Source organism: Ekhidna sp., assembly GCF_965227465.1.
Taxonomy (GTDB): domain Bacteria; phylum Bacteroidota; class Bacteroidia; order Cytophagales; family Cyclobacteriaceae; genus Ekhidna.
In genome coordinates, this window is the sequence record NZ_OZ245746.1 from 2,110,526 (window position 1) to 2,124,287 (window position 13,762).

Below are 13,762 nucleotides of genomic sequence, written 5' to 3' on the forward strand. Positions count from 1 at the left end.
AAGAAACTATAATATGAGTTTCTCTGAGGATTTTAAGCGCTCTCTTTCAGCTATTAACGAACAAACCTTTGTCAATAGTTCGTTAAAAGCATTTGAGTACCAATATCGTCATGGTACTATATACCGACAATATTGTGACTCCCTTTACAAAACTCCAAATAACGTTAAAGAGCTTTATGATATTCCTTTTATGCCCATTGAGTTCTTCAAAAATCATGCTATAAAATCTGGTGATTGGAAAGAAACTAAAGTATTTAAAAGCAGCGGCACTACCAGAACCGGGAGAAGTCAACACTTCGTTAAAAACGAACATTTCTACCAGGAAAAATCAAGCGAAGTGTTCATTCAGAAATTTGGGGATCTGAAAGAGATGAGAATCATTGCTTTACTACCATCCTATCAAGAGCAAGGTGACTCTTCCCTAATAAGCATGGTGGATCACCTCATAAGCATGGGAAATAAGGATTCAGGGTATTTTCTTAACAGTAATGTTAGAGACCTTTTAAGGCAACCGGGTAAAAAAATAATCATTGGGGTCTCATATGCATTGTTAGAACTTGCAAGTGATAAGGCCGAGGTAGTAGACACAATTGTGATAGAAACCGGTGGGATGAAAGGTAGAAGAAAGGAAATCATCAGAGACGAACTTCATAACCTTCTAATCGAAAGTTTTGATCTAACTGAAATATGGTCTGAATACGGCATGACTGAACTTATGAGTCAGGCGTATGGGAATAAAGGGCTTTTTGAACTCCCATTATGGGCAAAATGTTTGATCAGGGATATAAACGACCCGTTTTCATATCTCCCTGATGGTAAGTCTGGCGGTATTAACATTATCGATTTAGCCAATATTGATACGTGCTGTTTCATTGAAACTAAAGACCTTGGAAGAGCAACCGGAAAATATTTTGAAGTCCTTGGTCGTTTTGATAATAGCGACGTTCGTGGGTGTAACCTGTTGATTTAGCGAAAAACATGAAATATTTTACACTTTAAGCTGTTGTTAAGAAGATTATTTCTCCTATTTTTGAAAGGATCTGAAAAATAATTCGCTTTATATAAGAAAACCGCTTATGAAATTAAAACTTACCATACTAGCAGTAATAATTCTGGCAATGAGCGCTTGCACGCAAAGAACATGCCCTACATATGCTCAGGAAGACACACAAGAAGTAAAAACTGAGCAACAAGCAGACGCTTAAGCTTCCACATACTTTTTAACATCCTCTACAGTTATTGTTTCCTGAGACATAATAACGAGTCTTTCGGTAACATTTCTTAGTTCCCGGATATTCCCAGTCCAGTCGTATTTTTCTAATTGATTGATGGCATTATCATCGATAGATTTCTTAGCGGTTCCATATTCAGATGCCACTTGATCAAGGAAATGATCTATCAATAGCTTAATATCTTCTTTTCTTTCTCTTAATGGAGGCACATTAATTACCATTACACTTAATCTGTGATATAAATCCTCTCGAAAATTTCCTTCCTCTATTTCCTTTTTCAGATTCTTATTGGTAGCAGCTAGAACCCGAACATCCACACTGATTGATTTATCTCCTCCTACCCGAGTAATTTTCTTATCCTGAAGAGCTCTTAAGACCTTAGCCTGAGCAGACTGACTCATGTCACCAATTTCATCTAGAAAAAGTGTGCCACCATGTGCCTGTTCAAATTTTCCAATGCGTTGTTTATGCGCTGATGTAAATGATCCTTTTTCATGGCCAAAGAGTTCACTTTCAATCAACTCAGAAGGAATGGCAGCACAATTAACTTCAATGAGTGGGGCCTTTGATCTTGAGCTCTTCTCATGAAGCCAACGAGCCACAAGTTCTTTGCCGGTCCCATTTTCACCATGAATTAATACCCTAGCATCTGTTGGTGCAACTTTCTCGATTGTTGATTTAACCTCTTGTATTGATTTAGACTCTCCTATGATCTCATAGCCTTTACTTACCTTTTTCCTAAGAACTTTGGTTTCTGTAGATAGTTGTGAGTTTTCTAAAGCATGCCTAACAGTCAGTAAAATGCGATTTAAGTCAGGTGGCTTTTGAATGAAATCATAAGCTCCTTTTTTTGTAGCGTCAACAGCGGTATCTATGGTGCCATGCGCAGATATCATCACAAAAGGCACATCCAGTCCATCATCCGAGACTTTGCCTAAAAGCTCCATTCCGTCCATCTTGGGCATTTTTATATCACACAAGACTAGATCTATTTTCTCAGCTTGAAGTTTATTCCATCCATCCTCACCATCTTCTGCGGTAAGAACTTCATACTTTTCCTCGGTGAGGATATCTGCAAGCGCATCTCTTATGCTCTTTTCATCGTCTACAACAAGAATTTTAGCCATTTAATTTTTTGGTTTTGGCGATTCTAATAACAAAAAGCAAGCCAGTAAGCCGGGTTCTGTTTTATCCCATCATTTATCTAGCCCTACTGTCACCAGCAGGATCTAACGACCTACCCAATTCTACTCAGACGAGCAATCTTCGAATGCAGAACCTATTTGGTCTTTCAGCACGTAAGGTTTACCTCGCAATAGATGTCACCACCTACCCGGTGAGCTCTTACCTCACCTTTTCACCTTTTCCTTACTGACTAGCAATAAGGTAGTTTATTCTCTGTGGCACTTTCTCTGTCCTGATCTAAATCAAGACGCTTCCGCTTAAGAAGTACGTTGCTCTATGCTGCCCGGACTTTCCTCCCCTACACTAAAGTGAAGGGCGATGAGTCAGCTTGCGTTGCAAAAATATTAATGAATATCTTTTCCGGTGATTTTTAATTCCCAATCATCTGCATGTTGTGCTATCTCCATAATCATTTCTTTCACCATCTCGTCTTTCAGGTTCACCAGGAAATTAATTGCCTCAACTTTTAAAAAGCCATCTTCGGTGATAAACTTGGTATACGGGTACTCTTTGGATGCCTCAAGACATTCAACAAAAGGTATATCATATGTCAGTTTACAAACCTTAGATTTTAGGTGAACAACCTCCCGGTTGTAGCCTGAATGCTCAACAATATGTCCTGTTACTGTTTGAAACCTGCCGGTCTTCAAAGGAACAATAATAACGGACTGGTTGTCGTCATATTCCCGAAATTCTCCACCGATTTCTTTGGCATACTTTTCACTAAATTTTCTGTAATTCATGCGGTATTGGGTTTTGTATTCATAAGTTAATGATTACTATCCAATTGTCATGAATATAAAATTCAATTATTGAGTGGAATTCTTCTCAGATGCACCGCTTTCAGCAGCTTTTTTATTCTCCTGCTCGCGCTTTTGAATAGCCTCATCCCTCTTCAAAGAAAGCAATTCTGCGAAATCATTAAAAGAATGCACAAACCGTAGACTTATCCCTGTTTCTTGATTTTGTTGATTTTGGTTAGTCAGAATACGTTGATTTGAGTTTCTAAATACTTTAGCCCGTAGACGGCCATCTTTAGTAAGACTATATTCTACTGACCAATCACCGACTATATCATTTAAGACATTATCATTATTGTCGTTCTGATTCCCAAAATCGCCACCTCTGGTAACTTTGAGTCTGCCGTCCAAAAAGGTATAAGCAAATCTTAATTGAAAGGTGTTGAAAGCTTCCCTGTTTAAATCTGCTAGGTTTACCTCTACCTCCAGGTTTTCGTCAATTTGACTCACGAGATAGCTCACTTGAGAAGACAGGAATTCACTTACACTATTACCGACAGTGCCACCCCCACTTAATGTAAAACTCTGCCTTGGAGAAAACCGCTTCAAAAACAATAAGCTTATTACTTGTCGTTTCAGCTCTTGTTCATCAGAGGTGATTTGTGATAGTTCTGAAACATTTGCAGAGGTCGCATCAGATTCATTTTGCAATTGTAAATCAAAATCTATTTCAGGAGATAGCATACCTCCTTCAAGTCTTAGGACCACCAAAATAGGCACCTTATTAGCAAGGTTTTCTTGGGTTTGCTTATCTGGATTCTCCAACTCCGCAAAGGAAGCACGCTGTAAATATGTAGCATCTAAATCTAAAATTGCATTATACGGCTCTCCATACCAGGTTATCATACTGCCCGACACAACTTCAAATTCCTTATTAATGAAATTTGGAACAGTAAAATTATAAGCTCCTTCCGTAATTTCCAGAGGACCAAACATGTTGAATTCACCATCGGTATCTAGTCGCAATTTCAAATTTCCTCTCCCCCTCCCTCTGATGATATCTCCAGTCTTAATATCAAAAATCAGCTCACAATACGCATCAGGAGTTACCTCTATATCAAAATCAAGGGTTAAACCCGAAATGTTGAATTCTTCCTCAACGTCAGCTCTGGTTGAATCTGAGAAGTCAATAAAAGTGATGTACTCCTGCTGTGTTGAGTTAGTACCATCTGAAATTGGAATAAAAAACTTAGTATCCGCTTCTGTCCTAATACTAGCTGCTATATTCAAATCATTTAGTGGGCCTGTAACGTCAATTGTTCCCGAACCATATGCGGTACCATAATAAAGATTGTTATCCAAGGATGTTGTATTGAGAAATTCAAAAGTGCTAGCTCTTATCTTAAGATCCATAGCCATGTTTTTAAAGCTATTATGGCGAATTGATCCTGAAACTCTAGCATTAGATCCTTTTCTATCTGTAAGATTAAAATTGTTAAACGTTATCGAGCTGGAATTGAAATCTACCCCTCCATCAAACACGTAAAAGGTATTTAGGTAATTAATCAATACACTTCCATCGGAAATATTGCAATTGCCAATTACTTTTGGTTTTTCTACACTACCCGTAAGTTTTAGTGATCCCTTAGCAAGTCCGGAAATGTTGGAAAAATTTTCTTGCAAAAAAGGCTGCCCCATCTTTAAATCGGCCTCATCAAACTTAATATCAAAATCCAATTGTTCTGACTCAGCAAGGGGGTAATAATACCCCTCTATTTCTATGGTATTGACATCTTGACGCTCTACATCAACCTTTGTATAGATGCTTTGATTTGATGGATTCCAATTTGATGATCCCCTAACATCCCCAAGCTGTATTTCATCATAGGATAAGTTCTTAAGAAGAAACCCTCCATCAAACTTGAATGACTCATCACTGTTCTCTCGGAACATCTTAAACTCACCGTTTAGTAGTCCACCAACTGATGCTTTCGAAAATAACTCAGCCTTATTCATATTCAATCCCTCTGTCGAAACAGTGATTGAAGTAGGAATTGAATCAGCATAAACCCCTTCTAAAATAATAGATTCACTTGCATCAAATATTTCAAGGTCTTGAATGTCAATTTTATTAGAGGTAAGGACAATTTTATTTGCTTCCTTAAATTTCCAATTATCTCCTAGAAGACGCATATCAGATGGAAGCATTTTAAAAATTATTGAGTCTTCGTACAAGGTCACTGCACTTTCCAATCGAATCTCGCTTTCAGTCTGGGGTTGATTAACCATTGTTGTTAAATCAATTTCATTATCATACCAAACTCCTTCAACAAGTAATTCCTGCGTATTTGGAACACCCGGGATTACTTGTTCATTCGATTGAAAGATAAAGTTGGTAAGTATAGACTTAGTCTCATCATCTCGAGATCCGTTCAATTCAACGATAGGGTTCAAAAACAAATTTTTTCCGAGCTCCAGTGAATCTGATTTGAAGTATAAAGAGATATTGGCGTTTTTACTTTGCCTAAAATCACCTTCGATAATCGTTTTACCTCCTATATCAACAGGTATTTTCAATGAATCCAAGTAAGGAGACACATTATCTATTCTTGCTTCCAATTTTAATTTATACGTATTACCACTTCCTTCAGCATCAACTGTATCGTCAATAATCATCAGTTCAGAAGCATAGCTTTGAGCCATTAGTTTTACATCTTTAAGGACATCCGTTATCCTAAACTCGCCCTCCACCTTAGACCAGAACCCAGGAAATGCCAATTTTATGGTTCGAGTGCTGTCCTTCAAATCGGCAATAAATCGAATGGAGTCGAGGGGAACTCGCCTCTCATCCAGCTCTATTTCTCCAGAATCAATTTCCAATCGCGCAATGAAATGATCAAGGTCCAAATCTTTGACCTCCAGGTTGATATTCCCAAAAGCTCCAAGATTTCTTCTGGAAATTTGTAGTTCATCCGAATTGAACGTATTCACTTTAACATCAACATTTAGAACTTCTTGATTTTTTCTAAAATCAACTTGAGCATTGCCTTTTAAATCACAATTTGGGTCCTCTACGAAAAATGAGCCTTCAAAGAAATTCTTAGCAAACCTTCCATCAGCGGAAACACTATCATACACATATCCATTGAGACCACTGTTGTAAATCAGTGCTTTGAGATCAAAATCGGCATTTTCGGGAGTAATGCCGACTCCATTTATGGTAGCTTTCAAATTTACTATTTGAGCTATGTCATTCTTTAAAAAGGCGCCAACGTTGAGGTTCTTGAATTCAAGGTTTCCAACGTAAGACATCATTTTCGGATCATCCGGAATCTTAATGTTTATATCTGAATGAACAGATCCTTGATCTGTGACAAAGTCACCCCGCGCCACAAAGTCTTTAAAAAATCCAGCGAAACTTCCGCTGAAATCGATCCGCCCCATCTGTCTCAGATTATCCGTGTATTCCCCAAGGTATGGACGGAGATCTCGAGGCAATACGTGTGACTTTGTTATGTCAGCCAAAATAAATGTTTTGGACAAATCAGGAAGGCCAAAACAACTAACCCCACCAACAAAATAAGAACTCCCATATCCAAAACGAGTTTCTTCAATATTGAAATCTCCAATAGTACCCCAAATAATTCCATCTATGGTGATATCGTTTTCGAGTTTGTCTGTCCCAGCGATGATCTTAATATCCTCTTTAGAAATTCGGGTTTTATTAAAGTGAAGAATAAAAGAGACACTATCTTGAAAATATGCTAAATCATCAAGTCCGTTGTAAAAAAACGCTAAACTGTCGCTGACCTGGCTTGTTGGTGTCCTAAAATTGAGATCATCAATACTAAGGGAACTATTACAAACCCAAAATACCGTTTTAAACTCCTCAATTGTAAAATCGGAATTACGTTCTATTCCTCTCATATTAATGATGTTCCCAGAAATTGTATCCGCCCGTAGATGAAAATTTGTTAATGAGAAGTCGGGAATAGTAAAATCTAAATTTGCAAAATCAAGCCGCGTTGGTTTCGGTTTTTTAGTTATATCATTTAACCTCAATGTGAGATTGGTCAAGTTTATTCTATCTAATCGAACCGGCTTGGATTCCTTCTTTACTGTATCCGTTTTTAATGCGTTAATGAACTTAGTCAGATTTAATTTTTCATCCTCACCATGTTTTATCAAATTCAAATCCAATTTAGTTGCTGAGATCTCTTCGATATTCAAATACTCTTGCTGAATAATATCCCAAATGCGATAGTTGATTTCTAAACTCTCTGCATAGAGCATGGTATCGCCTTCCAGGTCTTTGATTAAAATTTCTTCTAAACTGGCCTGATCGAGCCATGAAATTTTCAGTCTACTTAATGACATTTCGTGATCAGTCTTATCAGAAACAAGATTTAAAGCTTTATGCGCAAGGAATGTTTGAACAGGCCGCAACTGTACAAGGAACATTGCGAGCAACAGTAAAAGCAGAGAATAAAAGAAAACCCCTGAAAAAATCTTCCAGAGGACCCTGCGAACTTGCGATATAGTTATCTTGGCCTTCAAAAAAAAGTGGCAGTCATTCTTGGCATAGAATCCTCCTGTGATGAAACTTCAGCATCAATCTGTATAAACGGCAAAGTAATCAATAATGAAATTGCTAGCCAAGCTATTCATGAACAGTACGGTGGTGTAGTTCCCGAATTAGCCTCCAGGGAACATCAAAGAAATATCGTGCCAGTTGTAGATCATGTATTGAAGCATGCTAATATTAACGCAAATGAGCTTGATGGAATTGCATATACAAGGGGGCCGGGTTTACTTGGTGCGCTCTTGATTGGGAACAGTTTTGCGAAATCGATGGCGGCATCCCTATCAATTCCATTGATTCCTATTCACCACATGAAGGCCCATGTTTTGGCTCATTTTATCGATGATCCTAAACCAACTTATCCCTTTCTTTGCCTTACCGTAAGTGGAGGACATACACAGATTTTACGAGTCAACAGCCCAACTGATATGATAATCCTCGGACAAACGCTTGATGATGCAGTAGGCGAAGCATTTGATAAGGCTGCCAAACTTCTTGGTTTACCTTACCCCGGTGGCCCCATGATAGACAAGCTTGCGCAAGAAGGTGACGCAACTAAATTCGATTTCTCGAAAGCTGATGTCCCGGATCTCAATTATTCATTTAGTGGAATAAAAACCTCAATTCTTTATTTTCTGAGAAAAGAAGTTCAAAAGAATCAAAACTTTGTTTCTGAAAACATTAACGATTTAGCTGCGAGTATTCAGGATACCTTAATTTCTATGCTCTTAGAAAAACTCATCCAGGCAGCAAAGCAAGAAAAAGTGAATCAAATTGCGATAGCAGGAGGTGTATCGGCAAACAGCAGGCTAAGGAAGGTATTGAATGAATATGCTATTGAGCATGACTGGGAAGTATTTATTCCCGATTTTCAATACTGCACTGACAATGCGGGGATGATTGCAATCAGTGGTCATCTTCTTTATGAGAAAAAGGCCTTTGGTCTGTTATCAGACAGTCCATTACCAAGGATGCCGTTTTAAAAACTCTATTATATATTTAACCTATGAGTAAGGATAAGAGTAGATTTTCTAACAATATTCAGATAAAGAACCGTAAAGCGAGTTACGAATATGAATTTGTAGAAAAAGTAGAAGCAGGAATAATGCTCAAGGGAACTGAAATAAAATCACTTCGAGAAGGAAAAGCGAGTATTCAGGAAGCTTACTGTTACTTCAAGAAAGATGAGCTGTTTGTAAAAGGGATGAATATCTCACCCTACTCACAGGCCAGCTTTGAAAGTCATGAAATGACAAGAGATCGAAAGCTGCTCCTGAAAAAAAGGGAGTTAGAAAAATTTAAATCTAAGATGGATGAAAAAGGGCTAACAATTATTCCTGTTCGGATTTATATTAATAGTCGAGGACTGGCTAAATTAGAAATAGCTCTGGCTAAAGGGAAAAAGATTTATGACAAGCGAGATAGCATCAAACAGAAAGATCAGAAGAGAGAACTTGATCGCTTAAAAATTTAAAGATGAATTCCGTACTGATACTTAATCAAGATTATACCCCATTAACCGTATGTTCAGTACAGCGAGCCTTTATGTTAATGTTTTTAAAGAAAGCCGATCTCATAAGTGAAGTCCAGGAAAAAAAATTAAGATCTATCAGTCAATCCTTTCCTTTTCCATCTATTATCAAAGTCAAATATTACATCAGCATTCCTTATAAAGGAGTGGTCATGAGCAGACATAATATTTTTAAAAGAGACGGTGGAAAATGCCAGTATTGTGGAACAAATAAAGAACTTACCATAGATCACGTAGTGCCCAGATCTAAAGGGGGAAAATCCTCATGGACCAACCTGGTAACAGCATGTAAGAAGTGCAATTCACGAAAGAGTGATTATTCTTTAGATAAAGTTGGTATGAAGCTAATGAAAGCTCCTGTAAAGCCTTCTTACGTCACTTTCTTACGTATGAATACGGGGATTTATCGGGATGATTGGGCTCCATATTTAAATCCAAAAAAGTTCAGTGCTTAATATCATACAGTAATGAAACATTATATATTCCTTCTCTTCGGATTACTCTTAATTGCTTGTACCTCTAATAATGAGGAAACTGAAAGGGAAAAAATACTAGATAAGTATGAAGAGCAGAAGAAAGAGATCGACGATAAAATCGAGCAGTTGGAAAAGGATTCTGAAGAAGCGATAGAAGATGCAAAGAGAGATGTAGAGACCGCTCTAAAAAAACTTAGAAAGCAACGAAAAAAAGTAATTAGTGAAGCTGATAAGCTAAGAAAGGCCACTAAGAAAGAGTTGGAAAATGCGTTAGATGAAGCTAAAAGGGAATACGAAAAGTGGTTGAAAGAGAAGAAAAAGCAGCTTCAGGAATAAATAAAAAAACCCTGATCAGTTGATCAGGGTTTTAGCTATATCTGAAAAAGTTATTTATCTAGTTCTTAATTCCCTTTAATGATTTGTAAAGGATTTTTCGCGCATTTGACTTCCTAAGGGTCTGCTCAACATCTGAGACAATTCCCATTTTAACTTCAGAGTCAATGTTTAGGGCCATGGTAATACGATCTCTTTCTGCTTCAGAAAGTTTGTCTTTCTCCTGATTTACAAAAAGGGTCAATTCATCCGGCTCCATGAAAACATCATTGGTTTGAATTCTAGGCTCTTCACCATAGGTGCCAATATTTTTAGGCTCTCCTATGTAGATGTGACTCACCAAGGATTTCTTCTGAATTTTAGAAAGCTGCTCTGCTTTAGGTAGAACTTGTTTTACTAAAATTTCCTGCTCTCTCATCACAGTTGTCACCATGAAGAAGAAAAGAAGCATGAAGATAATATCAGGCAATGCTGCCGTTGGGATATCCTGTGATGCTTTTGAATTTTTCTTAAACTTCGACATAGTTATAACTTATTTATCTGGTTCTGCGATTGAGATTGCTCGTGGAATACCCGCTCGTGCCTGCTTATACATACGAAGCTCTACATCTACACTTTGGTCAAGTTGTAGAAACTCGTCACTCGTAAGTCCCACACGCTCCCCATAAATCTCATTGTATGCTGCTTGCGCCGCATCCAATACATCTATATAGAGCTCGTAGCTAGTACCCCTATTTGCTTTAAACGAAACTACCGCTTTGCCAGGATGATCAGAAGACTCAGGGCTTTGCTTAGCTCTGGCTTTCATCTGAGAAGGAAGGCTATTGTATGTATCAATGCCAGCCTGGTCAGGATCTCCAAAGTTCAAAATAAATGCCTTTATCTCTTCCTTTAATTCCGACATGGGTTTTTCAAATGGCTCATTTTCTACCAAAAGCTGATCATTTGAGTTAGCCAATATTTTGAAGATGTTTCTTTCCTGAAACTCTACAATTGGCTGATCAGGTTCTGGTGGAGGTGGCAGCTGCATCAAAATTCCTTTGTCATTTGCTATCGTGGTAGTAACCAAGAAGAAAATGAGCAATAGGAACGCAATGTCCGCCATAGAGCCTGAACTCACTTCCGGAGTGCCTCTATCTTTATTCCTCGCCATTATTCAGCTGCTTTTTTAATTTCTGTATAAACGATACCAGCAATAGCTCCGATCGCAAGAATGTAAAAAGTTGTCAATCCTGCTCCTACGAGCTTAGCTGTTGTTTCTGTTGCGTCTCCTGAGTTATCTCCGCTCGCTGTAAAGAAAGCAATTAAGAAAACTACTATTAGAGCGCCTACACCCATACCCATTTTTTTCAATGAGTCCGGATCTCCGAATGCCTTCACCAATGGCATACCTACAGCAGCAAGTATGCAAACACCAATGAGTATATATGATATAAATAATCCTACATCAACCATATTCTAATCTATTTTAGAATTACTTAGAAAGATTGTGCTTAACAAGAAGGTCTACCAAAGAGATAGAAGCATCTTCCATGCTGTTCACAATTGAATCCACTTTAGAAACAAGATAGTTATAGAATAACTGAAGAATTACAGCTACAATCAAACCACCTACTGTTGTTAATAGTGCTACTTTAATACCACTCGCAACTAGTGCAGGAGAAACATCACCGGCCTCAGCAATCGCGTCAAAAGCTTCGATCATACCAATTACGGTACCCATGAAACCAAGCATAGGAGCAAGCGAGATGAATAGCGATATCCAAATCATACCTCTTTCCAGCTTACCCATTTCAACAGATCCGTAAGCGATGATTGATTTTTCAACCATTTCAACACCTTCAGACATTCTCATAAGTCCTTGGGTAAAGATTGAAGCCACAGGGCCCCTTGTATTTCTACAAACTTCTTTAGCAGCATCTGCCCCACCTGAGTTTAATGCATCTTCTACGTCAGCTAAAAGCTTTTTCGTATTGGTAGATGCCATGTTTAGGTGAATGATTCTTTCAATAGCAATGGCTAAACCTAGAATCAAACATGCAAGAACGATACCCATGAAAGTTGGTCCACCATCAATGAATTGTTCTTTTACTACTTGGTGAAATCCTTTTGATGGTGCTTCCTCTACAGGAGCAACAATCTCAGCGATTTCTTCTACAGGCGCTTCATATACTTCTTCTGTTTGTGCTGAGTCTACCGCTGCAGAATCAGTTGCAGCGTCAGAGTCAGAAAACTCTTGCGCTGTAGCGCTGAAGGTAAATACACCTGCCAACATTAAGAGAGTCAATAACTTTTTCATAATTCAGTCTTGTAAGTTAAGTCTTCGGTTTAGTTAAATATTTAAGTTTTAGTAAAATCCAAATTTGCATTTTCATTCCCACAAAATTCGCACCACTCATCAAAAAATGTCGAATTCAGAGGCCTGGACTCTGCAAAATCGCAGAGAGGAAGGGATTCGAACCCTCGATACCCTTTTGGGGTATACACACTTTCCAGGCGTGCGCCTTCGACCACTCGGCCACCTCTCTGTAGCCCATCACCTTTTTGACGGGCTACAAATAAATCATGAAAAATACCTTTATGCAAGTTTTATTTAACATCAAGGCTATTCTTCTTCATCATTCCTCCATCATGTCCATCTCTCCGGCCAAAGAATATGTCAGTTTCTTTTTCACTTCATTCACGTCTTCTACTGATCCTAACAAAAACATCATCTTGGTCACAGCAGCCTCAGTAGTAATGTCTCCACCACTTAAAACCCCTATCTCATTCAATTTTTTACTGGTCTCATACCTCCCTTGTTCCACTTCCCCTCCTATGCATTGACTCACATTAAGAATAATTTTTCCACCTTCGATTGCCTTGATCAGACAATCGATAAACCAATCAAAATTCATGGTATTACCCGAACCAAATGATTCGAGAACAACACCTTTTATTTGAGGATCGCTTAAAATAGACTTGACAGAATGCTCAGTGATGCCAGGAAAAATTTTAAGAATCGTCACATTAGCGTCCAGATTATTGATCACATTCAATTGAGCATTCTCGTCATGGGGTTTTAATGCTGCATAATTAAACTCTATTTCTATTCCCGCTTCGGCAAGCACAGGGTAATTTTCTGATTCAAATGCAGCGAAGGTGCTGCTTCTCAATTTTTGAGATCGCGAACCCCTCAGCAAAAGATAGTTGAAATACACGCATACTTCACTTATGATAGGATTACCATTGTTATGAGCTGAGGCGATCTCCAAAGCCGCAATGAGGTTTTCTCTTGCATCTGAACGAATAGACCCAATCGGCATTTGTGCGCCTGTGAATATGATCGGCTTATTCAAGCCTTCCAGCATATAGCTTAGCATAGAGGCAGAATATGCCATCGTATCCGTGCCATGTAAAATTACAAAAGCATCATACTGTGCATAATTCTCTTCAATTATATACGACATATCTTTCCAATCCTGAATGCCGATGTTGGAGGAATCGATTGGCTTAGGAAAAGAGATTACCGTTAGTTTTATATCCAGCTGACGTAGTTCAGGAACCCGATCCACAACTTTTCCAAAATTGAAAGGAGCTAAGGAGCCTGATGCATCCTGAATCATCCCGAATGTACCTCCGGTATAAATGATCAACACCGAACGGACTCCCGTATCATTGATATTTACAATCTTATATTTCAA

General features: G+C 38.3%; 15 protein-coding genes, 1 tRNA gene and 1 other RNA gene. 7 read left to right on the top strand and 10 right to left on the bottom strand.

Going from position 1 to position 13,762, the window contains the following annotated elements; translation table 11 throughout:
- Positions 1-13 precede the first annotated feature (13 nt).
- Positions 14-970: an acyl transferase gene (locus tag ACO05G_RS09230; protein ID WP_421765686.1), complete on the top strand. Its 957-nt coding sequence runs from the start codon at positions 14-16 to the stop codon at positions 968-970.
- A 106-nt stretch (positions 971-1,076) separates the two neighbouring features.
- Positions 1,077-1,205, top strand: coding sequence for a hypothetical protein (locus ACO05G_RS09235; RefSeq protein ID WP_348284494.1), 129 nt, complete (start codon positions 1,077-1,079; stop codon positions 1,203-1,205).
- Here ACO05G_RS09235 and ACO05G_RS09240 read toward each other — a convergent pair.
- The 4 genes from ACO05G_RS09240 to ACO05G_RS09255 form a co-directional block, all read right to left on the bottom strand.
- Positions 1,202-2,359 carry a sigma-54 dependent transcriptional regulator gene (locus tag ACO05G_RS09240; RefSeq protein WP_348284495.1) on the bottom strand — a complete coding sequence of 386 codons (1,158 nt, stop codon included), beginning with the start codon at positions 2,357-2,359 and terminating at the stop codon, positions 1,202-1,204. The genes ACO05G_RS09235 and ACO05G_RS09240 overlap by 4 nt on opposite strands.
- Before the next feature lie 29 nt (positions 2,360-2,388).
- Positions 2,389-2,752: RNase P RNA component class A (gene rnpB / locus ACO05G_RS09245), an RNA gene on the bottom strand.
- A 9-nt stretch (positions 2,753-2,761) separates the two neighbouring features.
- Positions 2,762-3,160, bottom strand: a complete 399-nt coding sequence (locus ACO05G_RS09250; RefSeq protein WP_348284496.1) for a hypothetical protein — start codon at positions 3,158-3,160, stop codon at positions 2,762-2,764.
- A 66-nt stretch (positions 3,161-3,226) separates the two neighbouring features.
- Complete coding sequence (locus ACO05G_RS09255; RefSeq protein WP_421765687.1) at positions 3,227-7,534, bottom strand: translocation/assembly module TamB domain-containing protein; 4,308 nt, start codon at positions 7,532-7,534, stop codon at positions 3,227-3,229.
- Here ACO05G_RS09255 and ACO05G_RS09260 point away from each other — a divergent pair.
- The 5 genes from ACO05G_RS09260 to ACO05G_RS09280 are packed head-to-tail and all read left to right on the top strand — an operon-like array spanning position 7,528 to position 10,082.
- The gene (locus ACO05G_RS09260; protein WP_348284498.1) at positions 7,528-7,698 is read left to right on the top strand and encodes a hypothetical protein; all 171 of its coding nucleotides are present in this window, start codon (positions 7,528-7,530) and stop codon (positions 7,696-7,698) included. The two genes, ACO05G_RS09255 and ACO05G_RS09260, sit on opposite strands and share 7 nt — an antisense overlap.
- 22 nt (positions 7,699-7,720) lie before the next feature.
- Entirely contained in the window at positions 7,721-8,722 is a 1,002-nt protein-coding gene (gene tsaD, locus ACO05G_RS09265; protein WP_421765688.1) for a tRNA (adenosine(37)-N6)-threonylcarbamoyltransferase complex transferase subunit TsaD, read from the top strand.
- A 23-nt stretch (positions 8,723-8,745) separates the two neighbouring features.
- Positions 8,746-9,213 (top strand): SsrA-binding protein SmpB, encoded by a 468-nt coding sequence (smpB, locus tag ACO05G_RS09270; protein ID WP_421765689.1) that lies wholly within the window; start codon positions 8,746-8,748, stop codon positions 9,211-9,213.
- Positions 9,214-9,215: 2 nt separating this feature from the next.
- Positions 9,216-9,725: an HNH endonuclease gene (locus ACO05G_RS09275; RefSeq protein ID WP_421765690.1), complete on the top strand. Its 510-nt coding sequence runs from the start codon at positions 9,216-9,218 to the stop codon at positions 9,723-9,725.
- 12 nt (positions 9,726-9,737) lie between these two features.
- Complete coding sequence (locus ACO05G_RS09280; protein ID WP_421765691.1) at positions 9,738-10,082, top strand: hypothetical protein; 345 nt, start codon at positions 9,738-9,740, stop codon at positions 10,080-10,082.
- 58 nt (positions 10,083-10,140) lie between these two features.
- Here ACO05G_RS09280 and ACO05G_RS09285 read toward each other — a convergent pair whose 3' ends face one another.
- The 6 genes from ACO05G_RS09285 to ACO05G_RS09310 all read right to left on the bottom strand — a co-directional run bounded on the left by ACO05G_RS09285 (position 10,141) and on the right by ACO05G_RS09310 (position 13,762).
- A complete protein-coding gene (locus ACO05G_RS09285; protein WP_348284503.1) occupies positions 10,141-10,602 on the bottom strand; it encodes a biopolymer transporter ExbD in 462 nt (153 codons plus the stop codon).
- Between the two features lie 9 nt (positions 10,603-10,611).
- Positions 10,612-11,232 carry a biopolymer transporter ExbD gene (locus tag ACO05G_RS09290; protein WP_348284504.1) on the bottom strand — a complete coding sequence of 207 codons (621 nt, stop codon included), beginning with the start codon at positions 11,230-11,232 and terminating at the stop codon, positions 10,612-10,614.
- Positions 11,232-11,534, bottom strand: a complete 303-nt coding sequence (locus ACO05G_RS09295) for a hypothetical protein (RefSeq protein WP_348284505.1) — start codon at positions 11,532-11,534, stop codon at positions 11,232-11,234. The genes ACO05G_RS09290 and ACO05G_RS09295 overlap by 1 nt, the downstream gene beginning before the upstream one ends.
- Positions 11,535-11,553: 19 nt before the next feature.
- Positions 11,554-12,378 carry a MotA/TolQ/ExbB proton channel family protein gene (locus tag ACO05G_RS09300; RefSeq protein WP_348284506.1) on the bottom strand — a complete coding sequence of 275 codons (825 nt, stop codon included), beginning with the start codon at positions 12,376-12,378 and terminating at the stop codon, positions 11,554-11,556.
- 141 nt (positions 12,379-12,519) lie between these two features.
- Positions 12,520-12,607: transfer RNA gene (locus tag ACO05G_RS09305), tRNA-Ser, on the bottom strand.
- A 90-nt stretch (positions 12,608-12,697) separates the two neighbouring features.
- Positions 12,698-13,762, bottom strand: coding sequence for an asparaginase (locus tag ACO05G_RS09310; protein ID WP_421765692.1), 1,065 nt, complete (start codon positions 13,760-13,762; stop codon positions 12,698-12,700).